Origin of the sequence: Streptomyces sp. NBC_01474 (genome assembly GCF_035918215.1) — a bacterium.
Taxonomy (GTDB): Bacteria; Actinomycetota; Actinomycetes; order Streptomycetales; family Streptomycetaceae; genus Streptomyces; species Streptomyces aureus.
This window is the reverse complement of the sequence record NZ_CP109449.1, coordinates 10,171,263-10,189,984: the sequence shown is the minus strand read 5'-3', so window position 1 is coordinate 10,189,984 and position 18,722 is coordinate 10,171,263. Positions and strand designations below refer to the sequence as shown.

Sequence of the window (18,722 nt, the reverse complement as noted above, 5' to 3'; positions counted from 1 at the left end):
CCCACACTGGAGGTTCCATGCCCAAGGGCTACTGGGTCAGCGCCTACCGCACCATTTCAAACCCTGAGAAGCTGGATGCTTACAACAAGCTGGCCCCTCCGGCCGTCGAGGCCGGAGGCGGTCGGATCCTCGCCCGTGGCGGTCGGGTCGTGGCGCATGACGCCGGAATCGCCGAGCGCACCGTCCTGATCGAGTTCGACAGCTTCGAGCAGGCCGTCGCGGCGCACGAGAGTGCGGCCTACCAGGAGGCGCTGGTCGCCCTCTCCGACGGCGTCGAGCGCGACTTCCGCATCGTCGAAGGCATCGACTGACCGAGGTCCGGTCGGATCTTCGGTCAACTTGACCCGGCCCTGAAGGACTCCGTTGGGAAAGTTGTGAACGCCCGGGGTTCCGCGCTAGATCCTGCTGAACCAATACCGGGAATCAGGCCGCGATGAGCTCCTGCTCGCGGTCCGGCGTCTTGACCTTGGACTTCTTGTTCGGCAGCGAGAGCCGGAAGACCTTGTGCCACGCGGAGAACACCTGCTTGGGCAGCGGCCCGGTGACGTACTCCAGCTCGTACTTTTCGAACAGCGCGCGCACCTTCACCGCGACCTCGGCGTACCGGTTGCTCGGCAGGTCCGGGAACAGGTGGTGCTCGATCTGGTGCGACAGGTTGCCGGTCATGAAGTGCATAGCCTTGCTGCCGCTGATGTTCGCCGAGCCCATCATCTGGCGCAGGTACCACTGGCCGCGCGTCTCGCCCTTGATCGACCGGCGCTCGAAGACCTGCACGCCCTCGGGGAAGTGCCCGCACATGATCACCGAGTGGGTCCAGATGTTGCGGACCAGGTTCGCGGTGAACGTGGCGGCAAGCGTGGTGAGGAACGACGGGCCCGACAGCAGCGGGTGGATCACGTAGTCCTTGAGCACCTGCTTGCGGATCTTGCGGCCCACGGCCCTGGCCCGCGCGCGGAACTCCGGGTTCTTGCGGCGGCGCTTGTGCAGGTTCTTGCCGAGTTCCAGGTCGTACGCTGCGATGCCGTACTCGAAGAAGCAGGCGTTGATGAAGTTCCACAGCGGCTGGCCGAGGTGGAACGGGTGCCACTTCTGGTCCTCGTCGACGCGCATGATGCCGTAGCCGAGGTCGTTGTCCTTGCCGATCACGTTGGTGTACGTGTGGTGCAGCTCGTTGTGCGAGTGCTTCCACTGCTCGGACGGCGAGACGTGATCCCACTCCCAGGTGGTGGAGTGAATCTTCGGGTCTCGCATCCAGTCCCACTGGCCGTGCAGGATGTTGTGGCCGATCTCCATGTTGTCCATGATCTTCGCCACGGACAGACCGGCGGTGCCGAGCAGCCACGCGGGCGGGAAGAACGAGAACAGCAGCACGCCCCTGCTGACCAGCTCGAGCTTGCGCTGCGCCGAGATGACCTTGCGGATGTAGGCGGCGTCTTTCTCGCCGCGGCCGGCGATCACCTCGTCGCGGATCGCGTCCAGCTCGCGGCCAAGCTCCTCGATCTGCTCCGCGGTCAGGTGGGCGGTGGGGTCGATGGCGGTCAAGGTGCTCCTACCGTTCGATGTCGCAGGGGCCCGCCGCGGCGGACACGCAGGTCTGGATGAGGACGCCCGGCTCGGCCTCGGTGATCTCGCCGGTGCGCAGGTCGCGGACGGCGCCCGCCTTGAGCGGCGTGATGCAGCCGAAGCAGATGCCCATGCGGCACCCGGAGGGCATGAGCACGCCGGCCTCCTCGCCGATGTCCAGCAACGGCGTGGCCCCGTCCGCGTCGACGGTCTTGCCGGTGGCGCTGAACGTGACCTCGCCGCCGTCGCCGGCGACGACGATGCTGGGGCGGAAGCGTTCGGTGTGCAGGCGCTCTTGTACGCCGTGCTCGGTCCAGCGCTCTTCGGCGGCGTCGAGCAGGCCCGCGGGCCCGCAGGCCCAGGTCTCGCGCTCGGCCCAGTCGGGCACGAGTTCGTCGAGACGGGCGATGTCGAGCATGCCGTCTGTGTCGGTGTGCACCTCGGCGAGCCGCAGCTTCTTGTCCGCGACCAGGTCGTGCAGTTCGTTGCGGAAGATCACGTCTTGCGGCTGTGGCGCGCAGTGGACCATGACGACGTCGTCGAACTCGGTGTCGCGCAGCATGCCCATCACGGGCGTGATGCCGCTGCCGGCCGTCAGGTAGAGCACCTTGGCGGGCTTGGCCTGCGGCAGCACGAAGTCACCGGTCGGCTGGTCGAGCTGGATCAGCGTGCCCGGTTTGGCCCTGCGGACCAGGTGGTTGCTGACCTTGCCGTCCGGGATCGCCTTCACGGTGATCGTGACGCGGCCGTCCTGGCAGTTTGTCGGCGAGGTAATGGAGTAGGCACGCCACAGGCGCACCCCGTCGACGTCGACCCCGATCCGCACGTACTGACCGGCTGTGTGGCCGCGCCAGCCCCGTCCCGGCCTGATCACGATGGTCGCGGCGTCACCCGTCTCGGGGTGCACGGCCTCGATGCGCCCACGCAGGTCAGCGCTCGCACGCAGCGGACTGACCAGGTCGAGGTAGTCCGACGGCAGCAGCGGCGTCGTGACCATCTCCAGCAGTTTCCACGCCCTGCTGCGGAGGGCTGCACTCGTCATGACTCCAGCTTGATGCGCCTCAAGGCGTAAAGTCCTGACCGCAGGACGTAAATCTGGTCGGCTGAATTGTTCGCAGGGAACAAAAACGTGAACCATGCAATCCGGAGGGCCAGCGAACTGGCCCTGGACGAGACGACGGTCACCGCACTTCGGGCCGCGCTGAAGAGCACCGCCGACGAGATCGTCCAGGCGATCATCGACGAGGTCCCTCCCTACGCCAACGCCCTTTCGGGCCGTATGGGCGGCACCATCCGCCGAGCCGTCCGCACCGCCCTGGGGCACTACCTGGACCTCGCGAGCGGGAACGCCACAGGCGGCGACGGCGGCGACGCAGCCTACGAGCTGGGCCGCGGCGAGGTCCGCGACGGCCGTTCGATGGATGCCCTACTCGGCGCCTACCGCGTCGGCGCCCGTGTGGCCTGGCGATGCCTGGCAGCAGGTGCCGTACCCGCAGGTCTGCCCGCCGCCGAGGTCGCCAAGTTCGCCGAGCTGACCTTCGCCTACATCGACGAGCTCTCCGCCGCGAGCGCCGCGGGCCACGCCGACGAACTGGCCGCCCAGGGCAGGGCCCACGAGCGCCATCTGGAACACCTGGCCCGCGACCTCCTCGCCGGCGCGAGCCCGGACGTGCTGCTGGCCTCCGTTCAACGGGCCGGGTGGCAGCCTCCGGTTTCGCTGACCGCGGTCCTGCTGCCCGCTGCCCAGGCCCGGCCCGCCTACCGCACGCTCGACCCGAACACCCTCGTCCTCGACGATCTGCCCGACGCCACCGGTGTGCTGCTCGTCCCCGATGCCGACCGATCACACCTCTTGCGGCAGCTGACCGACCGCACCGCCGTCGTCGGCCCGGCCCGGCCATGGACTCGTGCGTCCGCCTCGTACGCACGAGCGGTACGCGCGCGCTCCCTCTCCTCTGAAATCCGCGACACCGAGGACCACCTGCCCGAGCTGGTGCTGAGCGCCGACGCGGACGCGTTCGCAGACCTGCGCGCCCGAGCCCTCGCACCGTTGCGGACCCTGCCTGCCGCGACCGCACAGAGGCTGGAGGGGACGCTGCGGGCGTGGCTGCTGCACCAGGGCAGACGGGACGAGGTGGCGGCGGAATTGTTCGTCCATCCCCAGACGGTTCGGTACCGGATGTCGCAGTTGCGGGAGCTGTTTCCGGATCTCGCATCGCCACACCGGGTCCTTGAACTGACGCTGGCGGTCGGTCTTCGGGTCAGCTGACGCGCACTTCGACCGTCCACGACCGCGTCCGCGAGCGGTCCAGGAATCGTGCCTCGTTCTCGGTGCCATCAGCTGGCTCATGCGACCCGGGGAAGAGCGATATTAGCCAGCTGAGACCGGGGGTTGATTTGAAACCTCCCCCAGCCTAGGGCGCATTCCCACCGTCGTAGCAACACCACAGGTAGATAGGTGTGTTGCATGTTCGAGTACCACCGTGGCAGCAAGCCAGGGGGGACAGCCCGTGTACAAGCGCGACGAAAGTTCGTCGAGCTCGTTCGAGAGGGCATGGGAATCAAAGAAGCTAGTCACACTGTCGGGGTCAGCTACAGAACGGGGAAGGTCTGGGTCAATGGCAGGGCAGCCAGCAGCAGTAATGGGGCCCGGCTCCCGCTGCCCGAGTTCAGGGAACCCGTCACATGTGACCTTGCGTCCGGGAATTCTCGCTATCTGAACGAGGAGGAACGTGGCCACATCAGTGATTTGCTGCGAGAGGGCCGTTCCGTCCGTGCCATCGCTGCTGCGCTCGGTCGGAGCCCATCGACCGTCAGCCGGGAGATCCGACGTAACAGGAATGCGAATGGCACCTACCGGCCCCACTCGGCACAAAGGCGTGCGGCTGCGCGTCGACCACGCCCCAAAGCTCGGAAGATTGAGAGCTATGGGGAACTGAGGACTGTCATCCAGTCCCTCCTGGACAAGAAGTGGAGCCCTCGACAGATCGTGCAGTGGCTGCGCCTCAAGTATCCAGACAGAGAAGATATGTGCATCGGCGTGGAGACCATCTATCGGTCCCTCTATGCCCGCGGGAACCTGCTCGAGCGCGAAGCGAAGAGGGTGCTGCGGACGCGTCGACACCGCCGCCGGCCTCGCTCGATGGCACGCCACCATCGGGCCTCCGTCTCCATCACCGGGATGGTCATGATCAAGCAGCGTCCGACGGAAGCTGATGACCGCCTTGTTGCGGGACATTGGGAAGGCGACCTGATCACCGGGCCGAACCTTGGGGGCTCTGCCATCGGCACGCTGGTGGAACGAACGACTCGCTACACAAAACTCCTGCATCTGCCCGGCAAGGGTGCGGTCGCCGTGAGGGAGGCTCTGACGTCCGCCATGATGGAATTTCCCGCGCAATTGCGGCGATCGGTCACATGGGACCAAGGTGGGGAGATGGCGCATCATCAGCAGTTCACCAAGGCCACTGGAGTTCCGGTCTTCTTCTGCGACCCTGCCAGCCCTTGGCAGCGAGGCACCAATGAGAACACCAACGGCCTTCTGAGGCAGTACTTTCCGAAGAGCACCGACCTATCCGTCTTCACTCGCATCGACCTCGATTCCGTTTCTGCTGAACTCAACGAACGACCCCGCGAAGTGCTGGATTGGGCGACGCCGGCTGACCGGATGGCCGCTCTTCTAGCCGCGAGCTGACACGCGGTGGCGCGGTAGCATGCTCCACCGTCATGTCTCGATGAGAAGCCAAGACTGAACGTCTAAGTCCACCGCCGTTCGAATAGAAGAGCGGCACGGAAAGCATCACGTGTTGCAACGATCTATGGAATGCGCCTAGAGCAGGGGGATTCCTAGCTCACGTCGCCTGATCCCTGGCGGGGATGCAGGTCTTACACGATCAGCACTAGCCGGGACAGAGACCAGCCCGGACGAGCATCACACGGGCTGAGTTCTTGTCCCGAGGTCGGGACACCCCGCACGTGGTGCACGTATACGTTCGTTCTGAGAGAGGCAGCGCGTGCTTGGTTCTCGCTCCGCAGTCTGCGCAGTCCATCGTGGTGTACGCCGGGTGCACCAGGTGCACGGACCGGCCGTGCTTACGGCCCATCTCGACCAGGGCTGACTTCGTCGCGCCGATCGCCGCGTCAGCGGCCTTCTTCGCCATGGTGGACTTCGCAAGGAACTTCGGCCGGAAGTCCTCCACGGCCAGGGCGTCATGGTCGCGGACGACCTTCTTGGCCCACTTGCGGGCGGTGTCCTGACGCTGCCGGGCCACCTTCTTGTGCAGCTTCGCCGCCTGCCGCTTCGCCTCGCGATAGCCCTTCGACCCGGCCTGTCCACGCTTCGGCTTACGCCGGGACATCATCCGCTGATAGCGCGCCAAGCGCTGGGCAGCACTCTTCCCGTGCTGCGGGTGGGCAAGGTCATGGTCGTCGCTGGTAGTGGTCGCAATCTCCTTCACACCCCAGTCGATCCCGATCACCCGGCCAGTTCCCGGCAGCGTCTCGGTCACACTCGCCACGACGAAAGACGCGTACCAAGCCCCGGTGCTGTCGCGGTAGACGCGGACGCTGGAGGGTGGCTTGGAAAGGGCACGCGACCACACGACCGTCACGACGATGCCGCCTGCCAGGTGCAGGCGGCCGTCCTTGAGCCGAAAACCCCGCTGGGTGTAGTTCAGCGACGGATCGTCCTGATGCTTCTTCTTGTACTTGGGCATCCCGGCCCGCTGCCGCATCGGCAAAGCGGCCTTGATGTCCTTCAGCGCCTTCGCCCGCGACTTCGCGAAATCGCGTATCAACTGCTGCTGAGGAACGCTGGAGCCTTCGCGCAGCCAGCCCATGCAGGCACGCGCCTCGGTCAGCATCCTGTCCAGCCGGGCCGGACCGCACTTCTCGTTCTCGGCGTGCGCCTTCTTCGAGCGGGCGCAGCACTCATTCCACAGCCACCGGCACCGCGCCCATTCCGCTTCGAGAGCGCCAGTTGCGGTGGACGACACGCGAAGGCGGAAGGTGTAGCGGGCATGCCCGACACCTTTCGTTTCCTGCGCCGCGGTCGTCATGAACAGCAACCTACCCGGGAGGACTGACAGTTGAGAATTCTGATCCAACGGGGGCTGGCTCACCACCACGGCAGGGGAAGCCGATCCGCCCTGCCAGCGAATCAGCTTCCCCTGCCCCGCTCCGCAGGAATCCGGTGAACCAAACAAGGCCTCGGCAAGCCCGTCGGGGGCGCTGTCTCTGAGAAGCGGGGTGGCGAATACGACTCGACTGGACTCGGTGGACGGCTGGACTCGGTGGACGATGCACACCGGCCCTCGCTCGTCGACGCGCTCATCGAGCATCTGGTCGGTGATCTGGGCAGCTATGCCATGGAAAACGTCTTTCATGTGGTCGTGGAGGGCGCTGTCCTGGCACGAGCTGACCCACGGGCGCGCGGCGGGCAGGCCGGGGTCACCAGGGGCGGGGGGCCAGGCCGCTCGCGCCGGGGACCACCGTGGTTCTGCGACGGCTCCGTGCCTCCCTTCCGACAGGTCAACCGGACGACCGACCGGGCCGGCCTGGCACACCGCGCGAGGGATGATGGGGATGGAATGACGGAACGTAAGGTCAGGAGCTTCCATGGCGAAGCGGGTTCACCGACCCCGTGAGGACGCGGAGTTTAATTTCATCCTCGGGATGAGCGGAGTTCCGGTCCTCGCATACTTCACCGGGACATGGCCCAAGGCAATCGAGCCCTGCCGGGTGATGGACCTCGTCGTGGGTGGCATCGCCGACGACTACACGGGCCGCCTGACGGCCGTCCGCGCCGACATCACGCGTTGTCCGGCCGCAACCGAGCGATACGGGATCACCGGAGCCCCGTCCTACGTCCTGCTGAAGGAGGGAGAGGTGGTGGCGCACGGCACGGGGCCTATGACCATCGCCGAGGTACGGAACTTCCTGGACGGCCACCTCTGAGCGGCCGCTGCGGCACGTGGCCGCGACGCCCGTCTCGTCTCGTCTCGTCTCGTCTCGTCTCGTCTCGTCTCGTCTCGTCTATGGGAGCTGCGCCGGCCGCGGGAGCCAAGACACGGAAATTCGTCAGCACCTGACCCGCGACGACAGGCGCCGCGGCCGTCCCATGGACCCCCTGGGTGCTACTGCCGGTCCGGCTGCGGCAGCTCCTGCTCGGTCCAGATGGTCTTGCCGGTGGACGTGTAGCGCGTGCCCCAGTGGTGGGTCATCTGGGCGATGATGAACAGGCCCCGGCCTCCCTCGTCGTCGCTCGCGGCGTGCCGCAGATTGGGCGCGGTGTGGCCGGTGTCGGACACCTCGCAGGTCAGGGTCCGGTCGCGGATCAGGCGCACCTGGATCGGGCCGCCACCTGCGTAGCGGATGGCGTTGGTGACCAGTTCGCTGACGATGAGCTCCGTGGTGAACGCCGCGTCGTCCAGTCCCCAGTCGCCGAGCTGTTTCCCGACGGCGGAGCGGATGGTGGCCACGGCCGCCGGGTCCGGGGCCAGTGCCCATTGGGCGAACCGGTTTTGGGCGAGCAGGCGCGTGCGGACCAGGAGCATCGTCGCGTCCACGTCCACCGCCCCGGGCAGCATGGTGGCCACCGCCCGGTCGCACAGCTCTTCCAGGGATCTTCGGTCGTCGCAGAGGACCTGTGAGAGCTGCGCGAGCCCGGCTTCGCGGTCGTCGGCCGTCTGGAGGAGGCCGTTTGTGAAGAGGGCGACAACAGTGCCCGGCGCGAGTTCCAGTTCCGTGCTCTGGTAGGGCAGGCCGCCGATTCCCAGCGGTGGTCCTGGCGGCAGCTGTGGATAGTCGACGACGCCCGTGTGCGGTTCGACGAGTGCCAGCACCGGCTCCCCGGCTCGCGCCATGCTGCACTGCCCCGAGACGGGGTCGTACACCGCGTACAGGCAGCTCACGCCCAGAGCCGCGTCGGCGTGCGCTTTCAGGTGGCCCGGGCCGCGGCCGGTTTCGTCCTCATGCGTGGTCTGCTCGACCAGGTCGGCCAGGCGGGACAGCAGCTCGTCCGGGCTAAGGTCCAGCCGGGCCAGGACGCGCACCCCCGTGCGCAGGCGTCCCGCGGTGGCCGCGGCGCGTATGCCGTGACCGAGCACATCCCCGACGACCAGGCCGACCCGGGTACCGGAGAGAGGGATGATGTCGTACCAGTCGCCGCCCACCCCGGAGCCGCTGTCGGCGGGCAGGTAGCGGCTCGCCGAGTCGACGGCGGCGTGCGGCGGCAGGCGGCGTGGAAGCAGACTCCGCTGGAGCTTGAGGGCCACGCTGTGGCCACGGGTGACCACCGGCATCAGCAGGAAACCGATCAGCAGGGCGCCCAGGCCCAGGACGGTGACCCCGCCCGTCCTGCCGATCAGCGGCAGGTCGACGGCGGTCGTGCCGTACCGGGGATCCGCGTAGACGACGAAGGTGGCGTAGAGGAACAGCAAGAGCATGAACAGCGCGCCGAGCCCGGGTAGCACGCCCTTGAAGACCAGATCCTTGACGCTGCGGGTGAGGATCTTGCGGTGGTACCAGACGCAGGCGAAGCCGGTCAGTCCGTACTGGAACGCGATCGCGAGACCGACCGAGTCGATCGAGTCGGCCAGGACGTTCTGGCTGAGCGAGGTCAGCAGGACGAACAGGGCGATCGAGGCCACTCCCATGCCGATGGTCCCCCAGGTGGGGGTGAGAAACCTGCGGTGGACCCGGGCGAAGCGAGAAGGGACGGCCTTGTGGACCGCCATGGAGAAGACAGTCCTGGCCAGGGGCAGGATGGTGGTCTGCGCGGAGGCCAACGCGGAGGTCAGCACCATCAGGATCAGCAGTCTCGACAGGAACAGCCCCGTACCGTGACTTCCGAACACGGCCTCACCCAGCCCGGAGAACACATCGTCCGCGTTGTCCGCGTTGCCGAGTCCGATGCCCGAGGTGCCGACTCCCGCGAACGCCTGCGCCGACGTGGACACCAGCCCGTACATGACCAGGAGCAGCACGGTGGACAAGACCGCGGCACGGCCCGGGATGCGCGTGCTGTCGACGGTTTCCTCGTTGACCGAGAACGCGGTGTCCCAGCCCCAGTAGATGAAGACCCCCGCGAGGATGCCCGAGGTCATGGCCGTCACCGAGGGCACCGCGAAGGGGTTGAACCAGGACGCGGACACATGGATCGCCGTCGGCGGAGGGCTGGTGTACACCCTGACCAGCGCGGCGACGGCGAGCAGGATCAGCATCACCACTTCCAGGCACAGCAGCCAGCGCTGTACAACCACCGAGAGCGAGATGCCGACATAGCAGATCACTGTCAGCACGGCGATCCAGCCGACGCCTGCCGCGGTGGTCCACAGCCGGTTTTCCGCCAGTGCGTCAAGGCCCATCAACCGGAAGCCGTAGGCAGCGGCGATCTGCGCGAGGCTGGCCATGACGATGATGTTGGCGACGATGAGACCCCAGCCGCCCATCCAGCCGGTGCGCGGTCCGAAGGCGCGGGTGGCCCAGGTGAAGGTGGTCCCGCAGTCGGCGTTGCTCGCGTTGAGCTCCCGGAAGGCGTACGCGACCAGCAGCATCGGGACGAAAGCCAGCATGGTGACGATCGGAGCCTGCAAGCCGACTCCGGCCACGATGATGCCCAGCGTGGCGGCGAGGCTGTACGCCGGGCCGGTGGAGGCCAGGCCCATGACGACCGAGGAGAACATGCCCAGGGCATCGTTCTTGAGCCCCTTGTGGCCGGACCCTGTGCCCGGAGCGGGGAGACCAGCCGACACGGCACCGCCGAAGAGCCTCACACTTGATTCCAACGCAGGGCCGCTTCCCTTCGCAACAGCGCAGGGACAGCCAGAGTGGCTGCCACCGTGCACGACGGCGATGCGGCCGTTGTGTGCCGCTCGCAGAGAAAGCCGCCGATGGCTCTGAGCTGCACCGGCGTCGCACCTCGGGTCTCTCAGCGTCACAGGCGGACGACGACCAGGGCGATGTCGTCGCGGGCCTGGCTGGTGACTGGCAGCCGGGCCGGCAATGCGTCCGCCAACTCGTCGAGGGGAGGGCGGTGTCCTGGGCGAGGGCTGAGATCAGGCGGGCCAGGCCGGCATCGATGTCCTCGTCACAGCGTTCGATGAGCCCGTCGGTGCAGAGCACGAGGGCGTCGCCCGGCATGTAGGACAGACCGACCTGGGGCGGGCGACGTGGTACGGGCGGGGGGCTCGGTCATGTCGCCGACCAGCCGCGTCCCGGGACGCGAAGCGGTGAAGTCCCCCCGGACGAGGACGCTGAGTGTGGCGGGCGTCGGTTCCCCGGCGGGGACCTGGACGGTGACGCGACTGGGCCGGTGGGTGTGGACGAGTGCCTCGATCTCCACGGCGGCCGCGACCCGGGTGTTGACGTCGACGTTGTGGTGCAGCGTCACGTGCAGGGCGTCGCCATCGACGCTGTGGCTGTGGCTGTGGCTGTGGCTGATCAGCATGATGGCCTCCGCTCGCCGTGTCCTTGGGCCGTACTCCGTCCGGCGGGCAGGAGGGATGGAGAACGGCCTTCCAGGAGGACAGTCGGGCGGCGTTACCGCAGCTCACGGCCGGTCCCGGGCCGGTCACGTCGCACTTCCAGGCCACGCTGGGGCCGGTGATCGGGGCGCCGAGAGGGCGGCTGTTCGGTCGCGTGTGCGGCGATGTACTGGTCCGCGCGGTGTGCGGGCCCCCACCGCGCCCGCACCGCACCCCCAGGAGGCCGCAGGCGCCACCCCCGTCGGCGCCGCGCTCCAGGCTGCCCGTTGGTGGCACCGAGGTTGGGGCCCCGCCGCTCTGGCAGCCCCACCAGCCCGTCACCTCGGCCGGTTCGCCAGAACCCCGCCCCCAGCATGAAGCCCTGGCCGCGCACCCAAAGGGACGCGGCCAGGGCTGTCGGTCACGCGGTCCGGGGAAGGGGAACCGGGGCCGTTGTCGCGCACCATCTCAACGCCCGGCCCGCCCCGCGGACGACACGCTCCGGGGCCACGCGGCGCCTGCGTCTGTCTCCTGGGAGGATGCTTGTCATGACCCGCTCCGCGTACAAGCCGAGATACCAGGCGAGATCGGCCGGGTGCATCATCGGCAGCTGCGGGTCGTCCTTGCGGTCCCATTCCCGGGCGTCCAGCGCGTTCCAGGGCAGGATGCACAGCTGGACGCACAGCGCCAGCACGGTGGATTGGACGAGCTCGGCGGCGGTGAGGAGGTTGGGGATGCCGCCGCAGCGTCCCCCAGTAGGTGGTTGGGGGTTACCGGATACGGGGGCTGGCGGGTCGAGTGTCCCAGCGCTGGGTGCACCAGGCCCGGCGAATGAGGCTACGGACGGTGATGATCGCGGCGGCCAGGGCTAGGCAGAGCTCCACGCATGCGCGGCGGCGTTCGGTGTTGCGGCGGAGTCTGCCGAAGTTGTTCATCCACGAGTTCGTGCGCTCTACCACCCAGCGGCCGTCAGTCTGGATCGGGCCCTGCGGACGGCGGATCGGGTTTAGTCGGTGATGTACCAATTGCTCTTGAGGTACTCCAGGGTGCTGCTGCCGAGCTCGCTCTCGGAGAAGGTGACGGAGGCCCTGATCGCTTCGGTTGGGATCTCGACCTTGTCGGGGGCCAGCACAGCGACGCGCTGCGGGTCGACCGTCGCGGTTCGCAGGGCCTTCTTCTGCGCTGGCGAGATCATCTGGAACGTGACGACGAACGTCGACGTGCACGGGCCGAACCCCTGGTCCTCTGCTTGCTTCGCGGCGGGCCCGGCCACTTCGCAGACAGTGTTGATGTCCTCACGGCCCACAGCATGGAGGTACTGCTCGTACCGCTGGATCGCGCCCTCCTTCGTCCTGGGTGCGGGTTGGTCCCCGGTCGGCTCGGCTGACGGCTTCTCGGTCCGAGGGGACGAGGACGGTGTGGCCGACGGTTCTTCGGGCCGTGCCGATTCGGACGACTGCGAAGGCTTCGCGGCCGTGGAGGTGTCTTCTTCCGACTTCTCCGGACCACACGCGCACGCCGCCAGCGCCACGCAAGTCGATACCGCCACGCTTATTAGTGTCCGAACTCGCATCCAGTCCCCCTCAGCAACAGTCGGCAGCAAAGGAGGACACGCGAGATCTGGGGGAACGGTTCCTGAGCCGGTCCGTATGACATTCGATCGTGGTCGCCCCAGCCGGCACCGAGTCGTTTCATGTCAGGAACTCCGAGCAGAGCCTGAATTCGGGATCGGCATCAACGTCCTCGGCCGGGCTCACGGGCAGGGGCAATGCTGCGGGTGGAGCAGTGCTGAGATGAACATCGCCTGGACCGGCTGCCCGAGGCACAGCGAATCGCTCCGACGCCGAGGTGTCCGGTCGCACCGAGCTGTGGCGCGAGCAACAATTCGTGGCTTGCGGCGTCTTCGGCAGGCCTTGACTTGCCGAAGACGCCGACCCGGCCCTGCAGCTCAACCGGAGAGACCAGCGGAGACCAACTCTCCTGACCACCCGGAACCCAGCCGATGGAACAGCCGGGTGTTCCCCGTTCATGGCTTTCCTGTCAACGTGACGACAGATGCGTCGAGTTGAGCACAGGGGCGTCCGGCAGGGGGTCCCGACTGCCGGAAGTCGGGACTGCTCGGTACGGCATCGCGCCTCTACAAAGTCACAGTCGGCGGCCCATCTGGAGGAGGAGAGCCAGCCGGGCCGTCACGGGCATTCGCATGCGCGCTGCGTGCCCTGTGTCCGTCCGAGCCGGTGCCGACCGGCTGTTGGGCTACTTCAAGGCGGCGCTATCCCCAGTGGCGGTCACTGCGCTGGTGGTGCTCGTACCAGCGAATTTCCAGCGCCAGGTACCTGCGGAATTCGCAGTGACCGTCGTCTTCAGCTTGCCCGTGCTGTCGGTGGTCACGGTCTTGACGGTGGAGTACGTCGAGGCGCCTGACTTCTTGAACTGCAGGGCGACGCGCTGGGCGCTGTAGCCGGCGTAGACGTTCGTGTTCCAGTTGGCCCGGGTCAGGGTGCCGGTCACGGTCAGGGTGCGCCCCTTGACCACGGGTTCTGGGCTCGCCTGGGTGGCGGTCAGCTTGGCGTAGCGCTTCACCTTGACCGACTTGCTGGTGTCGAGCGTGTAGAAGTCGTGGTCGTTGGCCGCGGCCTCGGCGTCGAGGTGCCAGGTGCCGGCGTTGCTGTTGTTGAGGTCGGCGTAGTCGTCGGTGTCGTTCGCGTCCAGGGTGTACTTCCAAGTGCACTTCATCGTCGTGGACGAGGGCCGGGTGCACGAGGCGGAGTCGGGGAAGGCGATGCGGGCGTCGGGGCTGACCAGCTTGCCTCCGTAGATGCCGCTGATTCCGGAGCCGTCCTTGGCGGTCGCGACGACGGTCAGGGACTGGGCGGCGCTGACGCCGACGTTCACGGTGGTCTTGCTGAACGTCACCGACGTGAAAGTGGTGTCGCCCTTGTGGCTGTCCGCCTGCGCGGCGGGGGCGAGGACGGTGAGCAGCGCCAGGGTGCCGCCCGCGGCGGTGGCGGCCGTTCGGATTCGCATGGTTCTCCAGGCATGATGAGCCGGATCTTGGTCCGGGCGTGGAGAAGACACGCACCAGGGCAGGTTGGTTGTACGGAAGACGCTTCGCATGCTGGGCGCTGACCGGAGCGCGGGCGGTAAGTGCCCGCCGCAAGGGCACGATGCCGTGTGGGTGCAGCTCCTCTCCAGTGAGCCCCTTCGGTATGGATCGGGTGCTCGTCTGATGCGGACGGGTAACGCTGGGCAGGATCGCCCTCTGGTGCCCTCACACCTTCTCGAAGACCATGCGAACGACGGTGAAGCGGCCCTCGCGCAGGAACCTGAGCGCGGTCTTCTGCTCCCTGATGATGTCTGACACCGCGCTTTCGCCGATGAGTTCCGCTCCGCGTACGTGGTTGGCCTCTGCCTTTTCCAACCAGCTGCGGACTGTGGCGACGCCGTCGTCAGGGTCGGTGCGCGCCTCCACGATGTTGAACAAGCCGCGGCTGGCTTCGATTAGTTCGTCCCAGGTCGGAAGAAAGCACTCGGGGTACACCTTTCGCGACGCGTGAAGGCCCTCGCGTACGTTCTTGATGCCGCCGAGGATGTCCTTGAGGCCGAGGCGTTCGCGGGCGCGGCCACTGCGATGCGGGTCCAGTTGCTGGGGTGGTAGGAGCAGGGAGGCGAGCCATCCGCGCTCATTCCAGGCGTTGACCTGTACGGAAAGGTGTCCGCCCAGCCGCAGCCAGGAATGGCAGTGCTGGAAGAACTCCCGGTATCGGGCGACGCGCTTCGCTCGCCACATGGTGGTTCCCGCGCAGTGCTCGATTACCTCGATCGCGATGATGGCGTCGTAAGGTCTGTCCGGTTCGTGATCGAACCAGTTCTCGGCCCGGACCTCGCAGCCTGGCCAGTGCTGGTCTCGGGCCCAGGCGGCCTGGCCGGGGCTCATGGTGATCCCTACGGCGTGCTTGACATGATGTTTTTTCACCAGCCGGTGCAGGAGACTGCCGTATCCGCAGCCGATGTCGAGCACACGGTCCGCGCCCACGGCGTGCGCTGCCTCGGCGTGGTAGTCGAGCTTTCGGATCTGAGCCGAGTCGAGTGTGTCGCCCTCCTCCCACATGCCGTAGGAAAAGACGAGCTCGGGGCCCAGCGTCAGCCGGTAGAAGTCACCCAAGAAATCGTATTGATGAAGAATCGCCTTCGACGATGTCCCCTTGTAGGACGATCCCTTCTTCGATTCGTGTCCCACAGTGCCCACCAGTTCATTTCGGCGACGAAGGTCACTCGGCCAGCGACCATCGCTCCAGATAACTGGGTCCGAGGGCAGAACCTTCGGCTACACACCGGCCGCGGTCTGCAGCCCGCTCGATCGGCGGTGGACTTGCCCCTGAGGAAGGGGTACGCCGCTCGGCTCCTCCGTCCACGCCGTGCAACGTGGCACGCCCTGGCCGACCTGCTGGATTTTGACCTGATGCCCAGGATCACCCGATCGCGGGTGCTGGTTCATGCTGTCCTCTCCGGTCAGCACCATCCTGCTTGATAGCCGGTCCTGCTTTTGAAACCTCCCCCAGCTAAAGGACTCCGTTGGGGAATCCGTAAACCGGTGATGACGAGTGTGCCGGGCTGCCATGATCGGCCTGTTCGCCGATCGAGGGTGGGGCTGGATGTCGCTGGAGCCGCGGGCCGATCGCGGAGTGCCGGAGCTGACTGCGCGGGTGGTGCGGGCTTCGTTCCCGAAGGGGACGCTTGCGGTCCGTGTTCGTGAGGCGCTCGGTCTGCTGTTCGAGGACGAGTCGTTCGCCGAGGCGTTCCCCGGACGGGGGCGACCGGCGGTCTCGCCCGGGGCATTGGCGCTGGTGTCGGTGCTGCAGTATGCCGAGGGGCTCACCGACCGGCAGGCCGCTGACCAGGTCCGCGCCCGGATGGACTGGAAGTTCCTCCTCGGTCTTGAGCTGGACGACCCGGGGTTCGACTTCTCCGTCCTTTGCAACTTCCGTGCCCGGCTGATCGAGCACGGTCTGGAGGAGAAGGTCCTGGACCTGGTCCTTGAGCGAATCTCCGGACTCGGGCTGCTGCGTGCGGGGGGCCGTCAGCGGACCGACTCCACCCATGTGCTCGCGGCGGTGCGGACGTTGAACCGGATGGAGTTCGTGGGCGAGAGCCTGCGGGCTGCCCTGGAAGCCCTGTCAGTGGCGGCCCCGCAGTGGCTGTCCGCGCTGGTCACCGCAGACTGGGTCAGACGATACGGCGCCCGGATCGACTCCTACCGCTTCCCCAGGGGGGAGAACGTGCGCCAGGAGTGGGCCGAACAGGTAGGCCGTGACGGCTTCACGATCCTTGAGGCTGCCTTCGCTCCCGGCTCTCCGGGCTGGCTGCGGGAGATCCCCGCCGTCCAGGTCCTGCGCCGGGCTTGGGTTGAGCAGTACCACCGCGATGGCGAGGGGGTGCGCTGGCGGGAGGGCAAGGACCTCCCGCCAGGCAGACGCCGGCTCTGTTCGCCCTACGACCCCGACGCCCGCTACAGCGTCGAGCGGGGCTCGGGCTGGTGCGGCTACAAGACCCACCTGTCCGAGACCTGCGAGCCGGACGCCCCGCACCTGATCACCCAGGTGATCACCACGGACGCGACGGTCGCCGACACCGAGGTCACCGAGACCCTCCATCAGGGCCTGGCCGCACGGGAGTTACTGCCTGCCGAGCACGACGTCGATGCCGGCTACGTGACCGCCGCACACATAGTCGCAGCCCAGGACCGGTACGGAATCGAGCTGCTGGGGCCGGTCGGGCTGGACACACACCACGAGAACCATCAGGGCGAACATTTTGCGCAGAGCACGTTCACCGTCGACTGGCAGGCCCGCACAGTCACCTGTCCCCAGGGGAAGACCAGCGCCAGCTGGTCTTCCCAGCGCAAGAGCAGCGGAACTCCCCTCGCACGGGTGCACTTCACAGCCCAGGACTGCGGCAGTTGCCCCGTGCATGAGAAGTGCACCAAGGCGGCGAACGGCAAGTGGGGCCGCAGCCTGACCCTGCTCCCCCAAGACCAGCAGGAGGCGCTGGAAACCCGGCGCCGTGAGCAGCTGACCGACCAATGGCAGCAGCGTTACAACATCCGCGCCGGCGTGGAGGGCACGATCTCCCAGGCCGTCCGCCGCACCCAGATCCGCCGCACCCGCTTCACCGGCCTGCCCAAGACCCACCTCGGACACATCTTCGCCGCCACCGCGATCAACATCATCCGGCTCGACGCCTGGCTCACCGAAACACCCCTCGGCCCAACCCGGACCTCACACCTGGCCCGGCTCGGCCTCGCCGCATAAACACCGCCCATGCGGCCGTTTCACGGATTTCCCAACGGAGTCCTAAAGCAGGGGGATTCCTAGCTCACGTCGCCTGATCCCCGGCGGGGATGCAGGTCTTACACGATCAGCACTAGCCGGGACAGAGACCAGCCCGGACGAGCATCACACGGGCTGAGTTCTTGTCCCGAGGTCGGGACACCCCGCACGTGGTGCACGTATACGTTCGTTCTGAGAGAGGCAGCGCGTGCTTGGTTCTCGCTCCGCAGTCTGCGCAGTCCATCGTGGTGTGCGCCGGGTGCACCAGGTGCACGGACCGGCCGTGCTTACGGCCCATATCGACCAGTGCTGTCTTCGTCGCGCCGATCGCCGCGTCAGCGGCCTTCTTGGCCATGGTGGACTTCGCGAGGAACTTCGGCCGGAGGTCCTCCACGGCCAGGGCGTCATGGTCGCGGACGACCTTCTTGGCCCACTTGCGGGCGGTGTCCTGACGCTGCCGGGCCACCTTCTTGTGCAGCTTCGCCGCCTGCCGCTTCGCCTCGCGATAGCCCTTCGACCCGGCGCATCCACGCTTCGGCTTACGCCGGGACATCATCCGCTGATAGTGCGCCAAGCGCTGGGCAGCACTCTTCCCGTGCTCCGGGTGGGCAAGGTCATGGTCGTCGCTGGTAGTGGTCGCAATCTCCTTCACACCCCAGTCGATCCCAATCACCCGGCCAGTTCCCGGCAGCGTCTCAGTCACACTCGCCACGACGAAAGACGCATACCAAGCCCCGGTGCTGTCGCGGTAGACGCGGACGCTGGAAGGTGGCTCGGGAAGGGCACGCGACCACACGACCGTCACGACGATGCCGCCCGCCAGGTGCAGGCGGCCGTCCTTGAGCCGAAAACCCCGCTGGGTGTAGTTCAGCGACGGATCGTCCTGATGCTTCTTCTTGTACTTGGGCATCCCGGCCCGCTGCCGCATCGGCACAGCGGCCTTGATGTCCTTCAGCGCCTTCGCCCGCAACTTCGCGAAATCGCGAATCACCTGCTGCTGAGGAACGCTGGAGCCCTCGCGCAGCCACCCCATGCAGGCACGCGCCTCGGTCAGCATCCTGTCCAGCCGGGCCGGACCGCACTCCTCATTCTCCGCGTGCGCCCTCTTCGAGCGGGCGCAGCACTCATTCCACAGCCACCGGCACCGCGCCCATTCCGCTTCAAGGGCGCCAGTTGCGGTGGACGACACACGAAGACGGAACGTGTAACGGGCATGCCCGACACCTTTCGTTTCCTGCGCCGCGGTCGTCATGAACAGCAACCTACCCGGGAGGACTGACAGTTGAGGATTCTGATCCAACGGGGGCTGGCTCACCACCACGGCAGGTGCACGCCGATCCGCCCTGGCGGCGAATCGGCTTCCCCT

General features: G+C 67.1%; 12 protein-coding genes and 3 pseudogenes. 5 read left to right on the top strand and 10 right to left on the bottom strand.

Annotated elements, in window-relative coordinates; all coding sequences use genetic code 11:
- Positions 1-17 precede the first annotated feature (17 nt).
- A complete protein-coding gene (locus OG758_RS46815) occupies positions 18-311 on the top strand; it encodes a DUF1330 domain-containing protein (RefSeq protein ID WP_326715491.1) in 294 nt (97 codons plus the stop codon).
- Positions 312-423: 112 nt separating this feature from the next.
- Here the strand turns inward: OG758_RS46815 and OG758_RS46810 are convergent, their stop codons facing one another.
- Complete coding sequence (locus OG758_RS46810; RefSeq protein WP_326715490.1) at positions 424-1,542, bottom strand: fatty acid desaturase family protein; 1,119 nt, start codon at positions 1,540-1,542, stop codon at positions 424-426.
- A 7-nt stretch (positions 1,543-1,549) separates the two neighbouring features.
- The gene (locus OG758_RS46805; RefSeq protein WP_326715489.1) at positions 1,550-2,605 is read right to left on the bottom strand and encodes a ferredoxin reductase; all 1,056 of its coding nucleotides are present in this window, start codon (positions 2,603-2,605) and stop codon (positions 1,550-1,552) included.
- A gap of 87 nt (positions 2,606-2,692) precedes the next feature.
- Here OG758_RS46805 and OG758_RS46800 point away from each other — a divergent pair, with 87 nt between their 5' ends.
- On the top strand, positions 2,693-3,832 hold the full coding sequence (locus OG758_RS46800; protein WP_326715488.1) for a PucR family transcriptional regulator: 1,140 nt from the start codon (positions 2,693-2,695) through the stop codon (positions 3,830-3,832).
- A 198-nt stretch (positions 3,833-4,030) separates the two neighbouring features.
- Positions 4,031-5,257, top strand: a complete 1,227-nt coding sequence (locus OG758_RS46795; protein WP_326708625.1) for an IS30 family transposase — start codon at positions 4,031-4,033, stop codon at positions 5,255-5,257.
- 135 nt (positions 5,258-5,392) lie between these two features.
- Here OG758_RS46795 and OG758_RS46790 read toward each other — a convergent pair.
- Positions 5,393-6,620 (bottom strand): annotated as a pseudogene (locus OG758_RS46790) (RNA-guided endonuclease InsQ/TnpB family protein).
- A gap of 559 nt (positions 6,621-7,179) precedes the next feature.
- On the opposite strand from OG758_RS46790, the gene OG758_RS46785 reads away from it, so the two are divergent.
- Positions 7,180-7,518: a thioredoxin family protein gene (locus OG758_RS46785; RefSeq protein WP_326715487.1), complete on the top strand. Its 339-nt coding sequence runs from the start codon at positions 7,180-7,182 to the stop codon at positions 7,516-7,518.
- 179 nt (positions 7,519-7,697) lie between these two features.
- Here the strand turns inward: OG758_RS46785 and OG758_RS46780 are convergent, their stop codons facing one another.
- The 6 genes and pseudogenes from OG758_RS46780 to OG758_RS46750 form a co-directional block, all read right to left on the bottom strand.
- Positions 7,698-10,247 (bottom strand): amino acid permease, encoded by a 2,550-nt coding sequence (locus OG758_RS46780; RefSeq protein ID WP_326716264.1) that lies wholly within the window; start codon positions 10,245-10,247, stop codon positions 7,698-7,700.
- Between the two features lie 404 nt (positions 10,248-10,651).
- The gene (locus tag OG758_RS46770) at positions 10,652-11,011 is read right to left on the bottom strand and encodes a hypothetical protein (protein ID WP_326715486.1); all 360 of its coding nucleotides are present in this window, start codon (positions 11,009-11,011) and stop codon (positions 10,652-10,654) included.
- A gap of 786 nt (positions 11,012-11,797) precedes the next feature.
- Positions 11,798-12,013, bottom strand: a pseudogene (locus OG758_RS46765) (transposase); the annotation flags it as partial.
- A 20-nt stretch (positions 12,014-12,033) separates the two neighbouring features.
- A complete protein-coding gene (locus OG758_RS46760) occupies positions 12,034-12,576 on the bottom strand; it encodes a hypothetical protein (protein WP_326715485.1) in 543 nt (180 codons plus the stop codon).
- A gap of 707 nt (positions 12,577-13,283) precedes the next feature.
- Positions 13,284-14,054, bottom strand: coding sequence for a calcium-binding protein (locus OG758_RS46755; protein WP_326715484.1), 771 nt, complete (start codon positions 14,052-14,054; stop codon positions 13,284-13,286).
- A 244-nt stretch (positions 14,055-14,298) separates the two neighbouring features.
- Positions 14,299-15,267, bottom strand: coding sequence for an SAM-dependent methyltransferase (locus OG758_RS46750; RefSeq protein WP_326715483.1), 969 nt, complete (start codon positions 15,265-15,267; stop codon positions 14,299-14,301).
- Positions 15,268-15,682: 415 nt separating this feature from the next.
- Between OG758_RS46750 and OG758_RS46745 the strand changes: the two genes are divergently transcribed.
- The gene (locus tag OG758_RS46745; RefSeq protein ID WP_326715482.1) at positions 15,683-17,338 is read left to right on the top strand and encodes an IS1182 family transposase; all 1,656 of its coding nucleotides are present in this window, start codon (positions 15,683-15,685) and stop codon (positions 17,336-17,338) included.
- Positions 17,339-17,380: 42 nt separating this feature from the next.
- Here the strand turns inward: OG758_RS46745 and OG758_RS46740 are convergent.
- Positions 17,381-18,608: pseudogene (locus tag OG758_RS46740) on the bottom strand (RNA-guided endonuclease InsQ/TnpB family protein).
- Between the last annotated feature and the right edge of the window lie 114 nt (positions 18,609-18,722).